The 14,121-nt window shown below is 72.8% G+C and carries 13 protein-coding genes and 1 pseudogene; 8 read left to right on the forward strand and 6 right to left on the reverse strand.

The features are described 5' to 3' along the window. The first annotated feature begins 26 nt into the window (after nucleotides 1-26). Together ACGFYH_RS23995 and ACGFYH_RS24000 are read left to right on the forward strand one after the other, a co-directional pair. Nucleotides 27-911 carry a LysR family transcriptional regulator gene (locus ACGFYH_RS23995; RefSeq protein WP_393805209.1) on the forward strand — a complete coding sequence of 295 codons (885 nt, stop codon included), beginning with the start codon at nucleotides 27-29 and terminating at the stop codon, nucleotides 909-911. Between the two features lie 40 nt (nucleotides 912-951). Then, on the forward strand, nucleotides 952-1,467 hold the full coding sequence (locus ACGFYH_RS24000) for a DinB family protein (protein ID WP_393805210.1): 516 nt from the start codon (nucleotides 952-954) through the stop codon (nucleotides 1,465-1,467). Here ACGFYH_RS24000 and ACGFYH_RS24005 read toward each other — a convergent pair. Further along, entirely contained in the window at nucleotides 1,449-2,528 is a 1,080-nt protein-coding gene (locus ACGFYH_RS24005; protein ID WP_393805211.1) for an adenosine deaminase, read from the reverse strand. The genes ACGFYH_RS24000 and ACGFYH_RS24005 overlap by 19 nt on opposite strands. A gap of 68 nt (nucleotides 2,529-2,596) precedes the next feature. Beyond that, nucleotides 2,597-2,992 carry a VOC family protein gene (locus ACGFYH_RS24010; RefSeq protein ID WP_393805212.1) on the reverse strand — a complete coding sequence of 132 codons (396 nt, stop codon included), beginning with the start codon at nucleotides 2,990-2,992 and terminating at the stop codon, nucleotides 2,597-2,599. Between the two features lie 143 nt (nucleotides 2,993-3,135). On the opposite strand from ACGFYH_RS24010, the gene ACGFYH_RS24015 reads away from it, so the two are divergent. Continuing rightward, a complete protein-coding gene (locus ACGFYH_RS24015; RefSeq protein WP_393805213.1) occupies nucleotides 3,136-3,594 on the forward strand; it encodes a pyridoxamine 5'-phosphate oxidase family protein in 459 nt (152 codons plus the stop codon). A 216-nt stretch (nucleotides 3,595-3,810) separates the two neighbouring features. Here ACGFYH_RS24015 and ACGFYH_RS24020 read toward each other — a convergent pair. Then, nucleotides 3,811-4,161 (reverse strand): annotated as a pseudogene (locus tag ACGFYH_RS24020) (aldo/keto reductase); the annotation flags it as partial. Nucleotides 4,162-4,189: 28 nt separating this feature from the next. Then, nucleotides 4,190-5,080: a glycoside hydrolase family 19 protein gene (locus ACGFYH_RS24025; protein WP_393805214.1), complete on the reverse strand. Its 891-nt coding sequence runs from the start codon at nucleotides 5,078-5,080 to the stop codon at nucleotides 4,190-4,192. Between the two features lie 1,021 nt (nucleotides 5,081-6,101). On the opposite strand from ACGFYH_RS24025, the gene ACGFYH_RS24030 reads away from it, so the two are divergent. After that, nucleotides 6,102-6,545, forward strand: coding sequence for an SPW repeat protein (locus ACGFYH_RS24030; RefSeq protein ID WP_393805215.1), 444 nt, complete (start codon nucleotides 6,102-6,104; stop codon nucleotides 6,543-6,545). Nucleotides 6,546-6,703: 158 nt separating this feature from the next. Then, nucleotides 6,704-6,973 (forward strand): GlsB/YeaQ/YmgE family stress response membrane protein, encoded by a 270-nt coding sequence (locus tag ACGFYH_RS24035; RefSeq protein ID WP_393805267.1) that lies wholly within the window; start codon nucleotides 6,704-6,706, stop codon nucleotides 6,971-6,973. A gap of 48 nt (nucleotides 6,974-7,021) precedes the next feature. Here the strand turns inward: ACGFYH_RS24035 and ACGFYH_RS24040 are convergent, their stop codons facing one another. Further along, a complete protein-coding gene (locus ACGFYH_RS24040) occupies nucleotides 7,022-7,981 on the reverse strand; it encodes an NAD-dependent epimerase/dehydratase family protein (RefSeq protein ID WP_393805216.1) in 960 nt (319 codons plus the stop codon). Between the two features lie 1,080 nt (nucleotides 7,982-9,061). Then, nucleotides 9,062-9,775 (reverse strand): chaplin family protein, encoded by a 714-nt coding sequence (locus ACGFYH_RS24045; protein ID WP_393805217.1) that lies wholly within the window; start codon nucleotides 9,773-9,775, stop codon nucleotides 9,062-9,064. Nucleotides 9,776-10,025: 250 nt separating this feature from the next. Here ACGFYH_RS24045 and ACGFYH_RS24050 point away from each other — a divergent pair, with 250 nt between their 5' ends. The 3 genes from ACGFYH_RS24050 (at nucleotide 10,026) to ACGFYH_RS24060 (ending at nucleotide 13,990) form a co-directional block, all read left to right on the forward strand. Further along, nucleotides 10,026-11,642, forward strand: a complete 1,617-nt coding sequence (locus ACGFYH_RS24050; RefSeq protein ID WP_393805218.1) for an alpha/beta hydrolase — start codon at nucleotides 10,026-10,028, stop codon at nucleotides 11,640-11,642. A gap of 52 nt (nucleotides 11,643-11,694) precedes the next feature. Beyond that, a complete protein-coding gene (locus ACGFYH_RS24055; protein ID WP_393805219.1) occupies nucleotides 11,695-12,789 on the forward strand; it encodes a chemotaxis protein in 1,095 nt (364 codons plus the stop codon). A gap of 115 nt (nucleotides 12,790-12,904) precedes the next feature. Beyond that, nucleotides 12,905-13,990, forward strand: a complete 1,086-nt coding sequence (locus ACGFYH_RS24060) for a Gfo/Idh/MocA family protein (protein ID WP_393805220.1) — start codon at nucleotides 12,905-12,907, stop codon at nucleotides 13,988-13,990. The last annotated feature ends 131 nt before the right edge of the window (nucleotides 13,991-14,121 follow it).

The raw sequence follows: 14,121 nt of genomic DNA on the forward strand, positions 1-14,121 counted from the left end.
GGATTGCGCGGTTACGCTTCTCAATCATGGAACTGCGTCATCTCCAGCACTTCGTGGCGGTAGCCGAGGACCAGCACTTCACCCGAGCGGCGGAGCGGCTGCTGGTGTCCCAGTCCGGCCTGTCGGCGTCCGTCCGGGCTCTGGAGCGGGAGCTGCGGGCGCCGCTGTTCGTCCGCACGACCCGTCGGGTGACGCTGACGGAGGCCGGGCGGGCACTGCTGGGCGAGGCGCAGCGGATCCTCGCCCAGGTGCGGTCGGCGCACGAGGCGGTCGCCGCGGTGCAGGGGGTGCTGCGCGGGACGCTGTCGTTGGGCGCCGAACAGTGCATCGCCGGGGTGCCGGTGGCCCGGCTGCTGGCCGCGTTCCGGCGACAGCACCCCGACGTGGAGATCCGGCTGCGGCAGGCGGGCTCCGGCGAGCTGGCGGAGGAGGTCGCGGCGGGGCGGCTCGACCTGGCCTTCGCCTACCGCACCCAGGCGGACACGGACCAGCTGCGTTCGGTCTCGCTGGCCGGCGAGCCGATGACGGTGCTGTGCCACCCCGGCCACCGGCTCGCGGCGGACGGCGCGGTACTCACTCCGCACGATCTCGCCGACGAGGTCTTCGTCGACTTCCATCCGGACTGGGGTCCGCGGCGCGTCACCGACGCCGTCTTCGCCGCGGCGGGCGTACGCCGCACCGTGCCGCTGGAGGTGAACGACGTGCACGGTCTGCTCGACCTGGTCGACGAGAACCTCGGCATCGCGGTCGTGCCCCGGCACTTCAGGCACAAGCGGGCCACCCTCACCTCACTGCCGCTCAAGGACGTGGAGGGGACGGAGTACGAGACGATCGCGCTGTTGCCGCCCGCGCAGGCCACCAGTCCCGCGGCCCGGGCACTGATGGGGCTGCTGGACGCGGGAAGCGCCTGAACGGGGGGCGCGAGCGGGTGGACTGCGCGATGGTGGACGTATGCATGCGAAGGACATCCTCATCGAGGCCTACGGCCGTATCCAGGAAGAAGTCCACGCCGCCGTCGAGGGCCTGGACCCCGACGGCCTGAACGCCCGCCCGGCCGAAGACGCCAACTCCGTCGCCTGGCTGGTCTGGCACCTCACCCGCGTCCAGGACGACCACGTCGCGGACGCCTTCGGGCTCGACCAGGTGTGGCTGACCCGGGACTGGGAGAAGCGCTTCGGCCTCGGCCTGCCCCGCCATGACACCGGTTACGGCCACAGCCCGGCGAAGGTCGCCAAGGTGCGGGTCGACTCGGCAGGCCTGCTGACGGGCTACTACGACGCCGTGCACGAGCAGACGCTCGGGGCCCTGCGCTCCCTGGCCGCCGCGGACCTGGAGCGGGTCGTGGACGACAACTGGGATCCGCCGGTCACACTCGCCGTGCGGCTGGTCAGCGTCCTGTCCGACGATCTCCAGCACGTCGGACAGGCCGCCTATGTGCGCGGGCTCGTTCAGAGCGCGGCGTCGTAGCCCGGCAGGACGACGTCCTCGATCAGGGCCCTGCGCTCGTCGAAGGGGGCGAAGGCGCTCTTGAGGGCGTTCACCGTGACCGTGCGCAGGTCCTGGACGCTCCAGCCCGCCTGCTCGACCAGCAGGGCCATCTCGCGCGTCATCGTCGTGCCCGAGACGAGGCGGTTGTCGGTGTTGAGGGTGACGCGGAAGCCGAGGTCCCTGAGCGCGGTGATCGGGTGCTCGGCGATGGAGGTGGCGGCGCCGGTCTGGAGGTTGGAGGTCGGACACATCTCCAGGGCGATGCGGCGGTCGCGCACCCAGGCGGCGAGCCGGCCGAGCTTGCCCGCCGCGAGGTCGGGGATGTCGTCGGTGATGCGCACACCGTGCCCGATGCGCTGGGCGCCGCACACCTGGAGGGCCTGGTGGATGCTGGCCAGGCCGTGCGCCTCGCCGGCGTGGATGGTGAAGGGCACGTTCTCGCGGCGCAGGTGCTCGAAGGCGTCGAGGTGGTCCGCGGGCGGGAAGCCGTCCTCGGCGCCTGCGATGTCGAAGCCGACGACACCGGCGTCCCGGAAGGCGACCGCCAGGTCGGCCGTCTCCCGGGTGCGGTCGAACATCCGCATCCCGCACAGCAGGGTGCCGACGCGGACCGGGGTACCCGCTGCCACCGCCTTGGCCATGCCGGCCGCCAGGCCCTCCTGGACGGTCTCGACCACCTCGGCGAGGTTCAGCCCGCCGTTCGTCATCAGCTCGGGGGCGTAGCGGACCTCGCCGTAGACGACGCCGTCGGCGGCGAGGTCCAGGACGTACTCCTCGGCGGTGCGCAGCAGTCCCTCGCGGTTCTGCATCACTGCGAGGGTGTGCTCGAAGGTGGCGATGTAGCGCACCAGGTCACCGGAGTTGGCGGCCTCGTAGTACCAGGCGGCCAGGGCGTCGGGGTCGGTGGTGGGCAGGGTGTGGCCGACGCTCTCCGCCAGCTCCACGACGGTCGCAGGGCGCAGGCCGCCGTCGAGGTGGTCGTGGAGGACCGCTTTGGGAAGGCGGCGGAGGGTCTCGGTGTCTATGCGCGTAGATGACATGTGCGGTGGTTCCTCGGCGGGGTCGGTGCGCGAATACGGGGCTGGGGACGGATCAGGGGCGGGGCGGATCAGGGGGCGACGGGCTGGAGCAGGTCCCAGCGGTTGCCGTACAGGTCCTGGAAGACGGCGACCGAGCCGTAGCTCTCGTGCCGGGGTTCCTCCAGGAAGGTCACACCCGCGGCGGTCATGCGGTCGTGGTCACGGGCGAGGTCGTCGGTGTGCAGGAAGAACCCGACGCGCCCGCCCGTCTGGTCGCCGATCCGGGAACGCTGGGCCTCGCCCTTGGCACGCGCCAGCAGCAGGGCGGTGCCCGGCGCGGGACCGCCGGGCTCGACGACGACCCAGCGGGAGCCGTCGGGCCGGGGCGTGTCCTCGGCGAGGCGGAAGCCGAGAGTCTCGGTGTAGAAGCGGATCGCCTCGTCGTAGTCGTCGACGACGAGGGCGACCAGGGCGATGTGTGCCATCGGGACCTTTCGGAGGAGCGATTGACGGGAGAGGTTATACGTAAAACCCGTCGCGGCGCCAGTCTGGGGGTCCCGGTGTCGTTCTCCGGACCTACGCCTCGGGCCCGAGGTGCGGGCGCGGCCCCTCCGCTACCGTCACGGCCATGAAGATCACCCCGCCGCCGCGTGAGCCCGGGCAGCGCAGGCAGGACGTGCTGGACCGGCTGGAACGGGAGAGGGACATCTGGGTGGCCACGGCGGACGCCGAGGGGCTGCCGTGCCTGGTGCCGCTGTGGTTCGTGTGGCACGCGGGGTCGGTGTGGCTGTGCACCCGGCTCACCAACCCGACCGGCCGCAACCTGCGGGACGGCGGACGGGTGCGGCTGGCGTTCGGGCACACCCGGGACGTCGTGCTGATCGACGGCGAGGTGGAGACGTTCGGTCTGCGGGAGGTGCCGTCCGCGGCGGCCGGGGCGTTCCACGGCAAGACCGGCTGGGACCCCCGCGAGGACAGCCCGTCGTACGCCTGGTTCCGGGTGCGCCCGCTCGCGGTGCAGGCCTGGCACGAACAGCGCGAGCTCGGGAAGCGGCACATCATGCGTGACGGTGCCTGGACGGTCTAGGTCCTGTCGTCGAACTCGCGTCGTCGCCCGGAGGACGGCCCCGCGGCGTCAGGTGCGTGCTCTCGGTGTGCCGCGTCCTGGGCCTCGTACGGGAGGTACCCGGGTCAGGGCCCGGTACGGCGAGAGTACCTGCATGACGCCGCCGGGCAGACGGGGCTTCGACGACAGGGCCTAGCACGCGCGGGGCCGCGCGGGTGCGTCGGACCTTCCGGCCCCGCGCGGGTCCTCGGGGCGGGGGGAGGTGTCCCGCTCCCCCGGCCAGCCACGGTACGGGCCGGCCCTGGTGGCGGCCACCAGGTCGTCGGCGCGGGGCGTGAGTGCGCTGTTGACCAGCTCGTTCGCGGAGCGCGGGGAGGAGAAGCAGAAGGCGGCGGTGTCGATGTGGCCGACGCCGGGTTCGACGGCCCGGCGCAGCACGGCGAGGGAGCGCTCGCGGTCGCTCGGGGTGCCGAGGAGGAAGGCGGCACTGCCCGTCCGCCGCGTCGCGCCGAGGCCGACGCGGCGGACGGGCAGGTCGCCGGGGTGCCGGGTGCCCGCGGACTCCGCGGTGATCGTCTCCGCGGTCATCGGCGGAGTTCCGCACACCCGGGAAAGATCAGCAGTACAGGTTTCCGCCCGGAGAGACACCGAGGATCTGGCTGAACTGCTGGTACTTGGTGACCCGGCTCTGGACCTGGGCGGGGTTCCTGCCGTCGCACTCCAGGGAGCCGTTGATGGAGCGGATGGTCTGGCCGAAGCCGGCGCCGTTGACCATCGCGTTGTGCGGGGTCATGGTGCCGGGGCCTGACTGGGTGTTCCAGTACCAGAGGCCGGTCTTCCAGGCCACGGCCGAGTCGTTCTGCACCAGCCAGGGGTTGTTCAGCAGATCGATGCCGAGCGCGTCGCCCGCCGCCTTGTAGTTGAAGTTCCAGCTGAGCTGGATCGGGCCGCGCCCGTAGTAGGCGGCCTGTCCCGCCGGGCAGCCGTAGGGCTGGTTCCAGTCGCAGTAGTGGGGGTAGTTGGCGGTGTTCTGCTCGACGATGTGCACCAGCCCGCCGGTCTCGTGGCTGACGTTGGCGAGGAAGGCCGCGGCCTCCTGCTTCCTGGTGGTGTCGCTGCCGGTGTTGGCGAAGCCCGGGTAGGCGCTGAGCGCGGCGGTGAGGCCACTGTAGGTGTAGAAGGAGTTCCGGCCCGGGAACATCTGGTTGAACTGGGCCTCGCTGACGACGAAGTTGCCGACCGGCGTTCCGGAGCCGCCGTCGCAGGCGTACGGGTCCCAGTACCAGGTGCTGATGAGCGGGTCGTAACCCGGGTTGGCATGCTCGGCGATGTAGGCCTTGCCGTCGGTGTAGCGGACGATGTCGCCGGTGTTGTAGTTCGCGTCGGCCGACCAGGCGGGGTAGCTCGAACAGGCGGCGGCCGAAGCCTCGCCCGCGGGCATGAGCACGGGAACGGCGCCCGCGAGGGCGAGTGCGGTCACCACGGCGGATATACGGCGCCTCGACACAGGTCTGTCTCCTTACGGCGGAGCACGGCCGCTCCCGTACAAGGGCGGAGCGGAACGGAACCCTGTGCGCACGTGCCGGTCGGACCGGCCACGGCGTGGGGGCGGCCGTGGTGGGGGTGTGGAGGCACACTCAACCGTGTTGGTCTGTACCAGTCAAGGGTGTAGACCAGTCAACCCGACGGCCCGGCCGTCGGGTTGACGGACGCCTCACGCACACGGTGCCGTTGGGCGAGCCCCGGTGGGCCGGTGCCGGTCGGCCGGTGCCGGTGGGCGAGCCCCGGTGGGCCGGTGCCGGTCCGGCCCCGGACGCCCGACCGGCACCGGGGTGGCGGCGCGGTCGGCCGGTGCACGTCCCGGGCGGCACCGCACCCCTCGGGCGGTGAGGCGGGGCAGGACGCCCTCCCCCGCAGCAGGAGGCCCCCTCCGGGGACGGACGGCCGGAGAGGGTGAACTCGTCGATGCCGACGGCGTGTTACTCGGCGACCCGTTCCGCGACCTCGTCCGGGTGCCGACCAGGGCGGTACAAGCGCCGGGGCGGGGTGCCCCGCCGGGGGAGGCACTGCCGGAGACGGACGGGACGGTGGCCGTGGGCTCTCCCGGGAAGCGGGCGCGGCGGAATCCCCCGGCGGATCCCTCTACGGGAGTACGGCACCCGGGACATGGGAAGCCGCGGGCTCAACCGGCCCGCGCGACGGCCGGGTTCGGGCGGCGCGGGGAGCCACTCGCAGGGCGGTGCCGGACCGGTGCGGCGAGCTGGTGACGAGGCGGCGGGTCGGTGTGGCGGGCGCCGTCGAGCACGGCCGCGGAGAACCGGGCCGCTCTCGGAGCGCGGCCGCGCGACGCACACGGGCGCGGGGAGGGGCCCGCGGGACTCCGCCGCCGCTGGGTGATCACACGGCCGGGAGATCCCGGCCCGCCCACCACTACACATAAGGGAGAAATAAGAGCAGAATGTATGTATGCGGCGCTACCGCACACCGCACCAGAAGCGGTCGGCCCTGCAAGTCAAAGGAGACGACTCATGGCCAACGTCTCGCACCCCCGAGGTGACATGACCAGCCACCCGGACGCTCCGGAAATGCAGGCGCGCTACGCGCGCATGCTCGGTGGTCGCGACGTGGCACTCGTGGACGGGCCGGTGTTCCTGCTCGGCCTCTACTGTGCCGTGTCCCCGTGGATACTCCACTTCACCACCAGCCAGCCCTCACTCGTGGCCCACAACCTGATCGTGGGCATCGCCATCGGTCTGCTGGCCCTCGGATTCACCCGCGCCCCGGAACGCATGTACGGCCTCAGCTGGGCCATGTGCGCGATCGGAGTGTGGATGATCATCTCGCCGTGGATCGTCGGTTCGAGCCCGGACGCCGGCGTCATCTGGAACAACATCATCATCGGCGCCCTGGCCCTGATCCTGGGCATGGTCTGCGCCGGTACGGCGGCGCGGAGCGCTCCCCGCAAGCCCTAGAGACAACGGGAAGGAAGCGGCACGGACCGGTCCCGCACTCGCGGGCCGGCCCGCGCACGTGTCAGTGCCCACTGAGGACGGGGACCGGCGGACTGCACCCGTCCGCAGTGGGCAGACGCACTCCTGCGAGGTCCCGGTCCTGAGGAAGAGGGGTGGAGATGGAGATCGACGGCATCATCAGCGCCATCGTCATCGGTGTCGTCATCGGCGTACTGGGCCGGCTGGTGATTCCGGGCCGGCAGCGCATCGGCATCCTGTGGACGGTCCTCGTCGGCGTCCTCGCCGCGTTCGTCGGATCGGGGATCGCGTCGGTGTTCGGCGTGGCCGACACCGACGGCGTCGACTGGGTCGAGTGGCTCCTGCAGATCGCCCTGGCCGCTGTCGGCGTGGCTGCGCTGGACCGGTCCCGGTCGCGTCCGGGCCGATGAGGCCCCACCCGCCATCAAGGGCCCGACCAGCCGTCAAGGGCCCGACCGTCACCTGTCGGCGAGCCACGCCTCGTACCAGGTGACGGTCGCCTCCACGGTGTCCACCAGCGGCGCCGGAGCCACCGCGAACGACCGTTCGAAGGCGGTGGAGTCCACGATCTGGGGCTCCGTGTGCTGGTAGAACATCTCCTCGTACTCGGCCATGAACCGCTCGTCGAACGGGCCGACGGGGCGCGGCCGCTCCAGTACCACGACATTCAGCGGGCGGCCCACACGCTTCTCGATCATCGCGTGGATCTCGCGGGTGCTGACAGCCGGTGCGGTGGGCAGGTGCCAGACGCGGCCGTCCCCCTCCTCGCGCTCGCCGAGCGTCGCGAGACCGGCCGCCACGTCCTCGATGCGGGTGTAGCTGTGCGGCAGGCCGATGTCGCCGAAGCCCAGGACCTCCCCGCCGGTGAGCGCGCCGGGGAAGACGGCCGCCCCCAGGGACGAGTTGAGGACGCCCGGTCCGACGAAGTCGGCGCTGCGCCCGAGGACCACGCGGGCCCGGCCGGACCGGTGGGCCGCGAGGTACCGCTCGTCCAGCTCGGCGCGCATCCGGCCCTTTCGGCTGGTCGCCTGCCAGGGGCTGTCCTCCGTCATCACCGCTCCCCCGGTCTCGCCGTACGGGTAGAGCGTGTCGAGCACGACCAGCCGGGCGCCGCTCGCCTCGACGGCGGCCAGGACGGCCTCCTGGACGCGGGGCATCACCTCGACCTGGAGGTGATAGGCGACATTCACGCAGTGATATACGACAGCGGCGTCACCTATGGCGGCGCGGGCGCCGGCGACCGTGCTCACGTCGGCGGCGAACCGCTGGACGCCCTCGATCGGGGGACCGTCGGCCGCACGGTCCACCAGCCGGACGGCGTGACCCCGGCGCACCAGCTCACGAGCGAGCGTGCTGCCGGCGGGGCCGGATCCCAGGACGGCGTGCGGGGTGTGCGGCTGCGAGGTGGCGGTGGGCATGGCACTCCTCTGTCTCGTTCTGCGTCGCCCCCGCGCGTTGCCGGCGAGGGATCGGGCGCGTACTAGCTATTGCTTTCGTTAGACACTGTAACTGCCGCGACTGGCCATAGCAATAAGGCGGGAGTGGGGCGCGGAGCCATGGGCCGGACGGCTGAGGATCACGTCACGAGGAAGGCCGTACGTCATGGTCGCGAAGGACGCCGAACTGCCCCGCCCGCGCCGTTGCGCGGAGCCGGCGGCCGGGGCACTTGTGGCCGGCGACGAGCCGTTCGGGTCGGTGCCGGCGGGCACGATGTACACGTCGAAAGACAACTGCCCGAGCGTGCGCGGCCGCGCACGCTCGGGCGGGGCTGGGGCGCGTCGCGTACGTCGCTTCATCGGATCAACTGGACGCTCGGCCCGACGGAGTTGGGCGCCCTCCCTCGCACCGCCGGTGCGGATCCTCGCGGTCCACCAAGTGGCGTCCGGCGCGACCGTGGAGGGCCCGGTACCGCAACCCACCGAGGGGTCCACGCGTTGCACCGACGCTTTTACCCGCGACGTTCCTGGCCCGAGGGGGGCGCACGGGCAAGGAGGCGCACGGGCAAGGGAGCGCACGGGCAAGGAGGCGCGCGACCGAGGCCGGTGGGCCAGGAGGAAGAGGCCGGTGGCCCGGGAGGAGGAGGCCGGTGCACCGCGCCTCGGGTGCGGGAGGCAGCGGGCCGGCGCGCAAGCCGGATCATCCGCCGCGGGAGACACGGGCCGGGCCGGGCAGGCCTTCCCCGCCCCCACCGAGTCACCGCGCCCAGGGAGCGCGCGGGCGGAGACGCGGACGCCGCAGCGACAGGGCCGGACACGCGTGCGGCCGGCCGGGACGCCCGTCCGGGCGGCGGGCGCCGCGCTCGCGGTCCCCCGCCGCCCGGGGCCGGCGCGGGAGCGGCGCACGCACCGGCGGCGGAGCGACTCGCGCCTGGAGGCCCCGACCCGGCGGCCCGTGACCCGAGTCCCAGGTGGGCGCTTCGCACCGCCGACGCGTTCGCCGGGGCCGCAGGGCGTCGTGCGCCGCAGGGCGTCGTGCGCCGCGTGGTCGGCCCTGCCTGGTCAGCCCTCGGCGCCCGGCCGGAAGCGCCGGTAGAGAGCCGCTCCGCCCAGCAGGAACGCGGCGCCGCCCGCCAGAACGGGCAGGGTCTGGTCCGCCCCGGTGTGGGCGAGGGACGCCGATTCCCGTGGCGGCGCGGCGTGCGGGGACGGCTCGGGCCCGGCGCGTTCCTCCTCGGGGGCGGACGGCTCCGGCCCCGCCGGGGGCCGCGCGGGCTCCGGGTGGTCGCCGGAGGTGTTGGCCGACTCGTTGCCGACGGCCGGGTTGCCGACGCCGACCACGTTGACGCTGTTGCCGCTGACGTTCACCGGGAGGTGCACCGGCAACCCCACACCGTTGCCGGAGAGAACGCCCGGCGAATCCTTTCCGCTTCCCTCGGCGACCGCGCCGCCGGACGTACGCCCCGGCGTGCTGCCGGACGTACCCCCCGGCGCTCCCGCCGCCTCGTGCGACTGCCGCGTCTCCCCGGTGTTGGCGCAGCTGTTGCCAGCGGCCGGGTTGAGCAGTCCCGCCACGTTCACGGTGTTGCCGCACACGTTGACCGGCACGTCCACCGGGAGCTGGACGGTGTTGCCGGAGATCAGCCCGGGCGAACCGGCCGAGGATCCGTCGGCGGTGGCACCGTCGGACGCGAACGCCGCGTACGCCGGCATCGTCACGGCCAGCGCGCCTGAGGCGGCGAGGGCGAGCACACCGTTTCGGGTAGCCCTTCTCATGAGGTTCCCTGCCTTCCAGACATGGTCGCGGGCACTCGCCCGCACCGGTTAAAACGCGGGCGCACCATCCGAGTTATGGCTTATCGGTCTTTCACTCCATCGAGTGGGCGGGCCATCGAACAAGCGTCGGGGCCCCCGCACGCCCGCCGCTCGACCGGCGACAGCGTCCGGAGGCGCCGGGTGCGAAGCCCGCTTATGGTGAGCGAGGGCGCCGACCACCGGTCCGAGACGGGGCGCCCGGGAGGCATCGATGCTGGCCAAGCTGGAGACTCGGTCCTCGGTCCGGCGCTGCGCGGTCACCGGAGCGCTCGGGCTGGCCCTGCTGGGTGCGGGACTGCCCGCCGCGACCGCGCGGGACACCGGACCCGGCCTGTCCCGGTTCTACGACCAGAAGGTCAAGTGGGCGGCGTGCGAGGGCACGGAGATGCCGAAGGACCTGCAGTGCGGCAAGGTCACCGTCCCCCTCGACTACGCCCGTCCCCAGGGCGAGACCCTGGACGTGGCCCTGGCCCGGTACCGGGCGACCGGCGGCTCGCGGGGCTCGGTCCTGCTGAACTTCGGCGGGCCCGGTGGGTCCGGTGTCAGCGAACTCGCACTGGGTGGCAAGGAGTTCATGCACCTCACCAACGGCTACGACGTGGTGACCTTCGATCCCCGGGGTGTCGGCCGGTCCTCCCCGGTCTCCTGCGGGCCGGCCACCTTGAAGATCGTGGAGGCGACGGACGGGGACGAGGGGATGGCCGACCCGCGGGACGTGCTGAAGCGGCTGCGGGACGCGGCGGCCGAGTGCGCGAAGTACTCCGGCCCCGTGCTGCCCCACATAGGCACGGTCGACGCCGCGCGCGACCTGGACGTGATGCGCCGGGCACTCGGTGACGACCGGCTCAACTACCTGGGCTTCTCCTACGGCACCCGGCTGGGCGCGGTGTACGCGGCCCAGTTCCCGGACAAGGTCGGCCGGATGGTGCTGGACGGCGTGGACACGCTGACGGAACCGCTGACCGAGCAGGGGCTGGCCGGCGCCCGGGGGCAGCAGACCGCGCTGGACAACTTCCTCGACTGGTGCGTGCGGGACATCGCCTGCCCCTTCGGCCAGGACGCCCGGGGTGCCCGGGAGCGGATCGTACGGCTCGTCGCCTCCCTCGACTCCGACCCGGTGCCGTCGGCCTTCGGCGAGCCCTTCTCCGGACAGGACATGGTCGGCGCGATCGGTCAGGCGCTGTACAGCCAGGAGCTGTGGCCCACGCTGGAGCGGGCGCTGGCGCAGTTGCTCGAGGACGGTGACACCCGCGGCCTGGAAGGCTTCTCGTCCGGCGGCGTCACCTTCCCGGTCCGCGGGCGGGAGCGCGTGCCGGTTCCGGTCCGACAGGACAAGGGCGCCGGCCTCACCGACGAGGAGGACGTCCCCATGGACAACCTTCCGGCCGCCCTGATGGCGATCAACTGCGCCGACGACCCCGACCGTCCCAGCGCCGCCCGGGTCACCGGGTCCCTGGACCGGCTGCGCGCACGGTACGAGGAGGCCTCGCCGGTCTTCGGCCGGTACCGGCTCACCCAGGTGCTCATGTGCTACGGCCGGCCCAGGGGCAGCGACTACATCCGAAACGACGTGAAGAACCTCGACACCGCGAGGATGCTGCTCGTCGGCACCCGTGGCGACCCGGCCACGCCGTACCGCTGGACGGTGGAGACGGCCGACCGGCTCGGCCCCTCCGCCGTGGTCCTGGACAACCGCGGCGAGGGACACACCGGCTACGCGTCCTCCGAGTGCGTGCACCGCAAGGTCGACGACTTCCTGCTGTACGGCTCCCTGCCGCCCGACGGCAGCTCGTGCGGCTCCGAGTCCGCCGGGGACGGGTCCGACTGAGCGGCGAGTCGCTCCGAATGCCCGGAATGCCCGTTGGTCCTATCGTGCTGTCATGGAGCACGATCTGAGTCCCGCCGCCCTCGCCGAACTGCGGCGCCCCCGCCCGTATCCGGCCGTGTCGGTACTGACGCCGACGCACCGCCGTGAGCCGGACAACGCCCAGGACCGCGTCCGGCTGCGCAATGCGGTCGCCGCGGCCAAGAAGCGGCTGGAGGACGATCCTGCGGTCAGCCGCGAACGGCGTACGGAGGTGTCCCGCGAACTCGACCGGGCCCTCGCCGAGGTCGACCTGACATACGCCGAGGACGGCCTGGCGATCTTCGCCGCTCCGGGCGAACACCAGGTCTGGACCCTCTCGCGTTCCGTTCCCCAGCGCGTGGTCCTCTCGGACACCTTCCTGACCCGCGACCTCGTCGTCGCCCAGGCCGCCGAGCAGCCGTTCTGGGTTCTGTCGGTCGCCGCCGACCGGGTCAAGCTGTGGAGCGGCGGCGCGGGCCGGGTCGTCGAGGAGCATCTCGGCGGCTTCCCGCTCGACCGGCCCGCGGAGGACTTCGACCCCGAACGCCAGGAGCGGATCGGCGACGCGCCGAGCACCTTCCGGGACGAGGGCACCCGCAAATTCCTCCGTGACGCCGACGGCGCGATGGGAAAGATCCTGCGCGCCCGTCCCCGGCCGCTCTACGTCACCGGTCCCGAGCCGGCGCTGTCCCTGTTCGACGACGCGGGCGCGCTCGCCGCGGACGCGGTGCTCGTCCCGCACGGCGGACTCGCGCACGGCACCGCCGAGGCGGTCTGGCAGGCGGTCCGGCCGGTGCTCGACGACGAGGCGCGCGGGTCCGTCGAGGCGCTGACCAGGGAACTGGAGGCGGCCCGTGGCCGCAAGGACTTCGCCGCCGGGGTCGACGAGCTGTGGGAGAGCGCCCACGCGGGCCGCGTCCGGCTGCTGGCCGTCGAGGAGAACTTCAAGGTGACGATGCGCGACGACGGCGAGCACCTGCTCCCGGCCCAGGACGGCGACCTCGACGCCCGGGAGGACATCGTGGACGAGATCGTCGAGCAGTGCCTGGAGACCGGCGCCGACGTCCGGTTCGTACCGGACGGGGCGCTCGGGGACGTGGACGGTATCGCGGGGGTGCTGCGGTACTGACGCCTGCCGCCGCACCCGGGACCCGCGCCCCCCTTGACGAGCGTGAAAGCCTGTTCGCCGTACACGTACCCGCTGTTCACGGGTGCGCGGCGGACGGCGAGGGAGCGGGCGGAGCGTGAGCGAACTTCTGGGTGTGGCGGTCCTGGGCGCGGGACACATGGGCGCCGACCATGTACGACGCCTCGACCGGGTGGTGAGCGGCGCCCGGGTCGCCGCGGTGGCGGACCCGGACGCCGAGCGGGCGAAGGAGGCCGTGGGCGGGATCGGCGGGGTCGTCGTGCACACGGACGCCGAGGCCGCGCTCGACGCGCCGGGCGTCGGGGCCGTCCTGATCGCCTCGCCCGGCGAGGCGCACGAGGAGGCCCTGCTGGCCGCCTTCGCACGGGGACTGCCGGTCCTGTGCGAGAAGCCGATGGTGCCGGACTCCGCGGGCGCGCTGCGCGTGGTGGAGGCGGAGGCCCGGCTGGGCAGGAGGCTGGCGCAGATCGGGTTCATGCGGCGCTACGACGCCGAGTACCAGGGGCTGAGGTCCCTCCTGGACAGCGGGCGGCTGGGCCGGACCCTGATGCTGCACTGCGTGCACCGCAACGTCTCCTCTCCGCCGCACTTCACTTCGGCCATGCTGGTCAACAGCTCCGTCTCGCACGAGATCGACGCGGCCCGCTGGCTGCTCGGACAGGAACTGTCCGCGGTGACCGTGCTGCGGCCGCGGCCGTCGGCGGGTGCGCCCGAGGGGCTGCTCGACCCGCAGCTCGTGCTGTTCGAGACCGAGGGCGGTGCCGTGGTGGACGTCGAGATCTTCGTCAACTGCGGCTTCGGCTACGAGGTGCGCTGCGAGGCCGTCTGCGAGGCGGGCAGCGCCCGGATCGGGGACGCGCGCGGCATGGCGGTCACGGCGGCGGGAAGCACCCGGGAAGAGGTACCGCAGGACTACCTCGTGCGGTTCGCGGACGCCTACGACCGCGAGGTCCAGAGCTGGGTGGACGCCACCCGCCGGGGCCGGGTCACCGGTCCTGGCGCCTGGGACGGGTACGCCGCCGCCGCGGTCGCCGAGGCCGGGGTGCGGGCGTTGGAGACGGGCGTGCGCACACCCGTCGAACTGGCGTCCCGGCCGGCCCTCCACGACCCGGAGCAGAACAGAGGTCCGACGAACACGCGGTCGACGACGCCTCGAAGCCCCGCTCCCCGGCAAGTCCCGTAGACCGCCTACGACTTGGTCTCGTCCCCGGGTACGCCGAACGCGTACCCGAGTCACCCCGGGAAGACTGTGGCATATGCCAAAAGCACCACCGTATCGTGTGTTGCCGAATCCCTTACGAGGGGTGGCGGGCT

The sequence above is a fragment of the Streptomyces sp. NPDC048392 genome (assembly GCF_043200575.1).
In the GTDB taxonomy this organism is placed as follows: Bacteria; Actinomycetota; Actinomycetes; order Streptomycetales; family Streptomycetaceae; genus Streptomyces.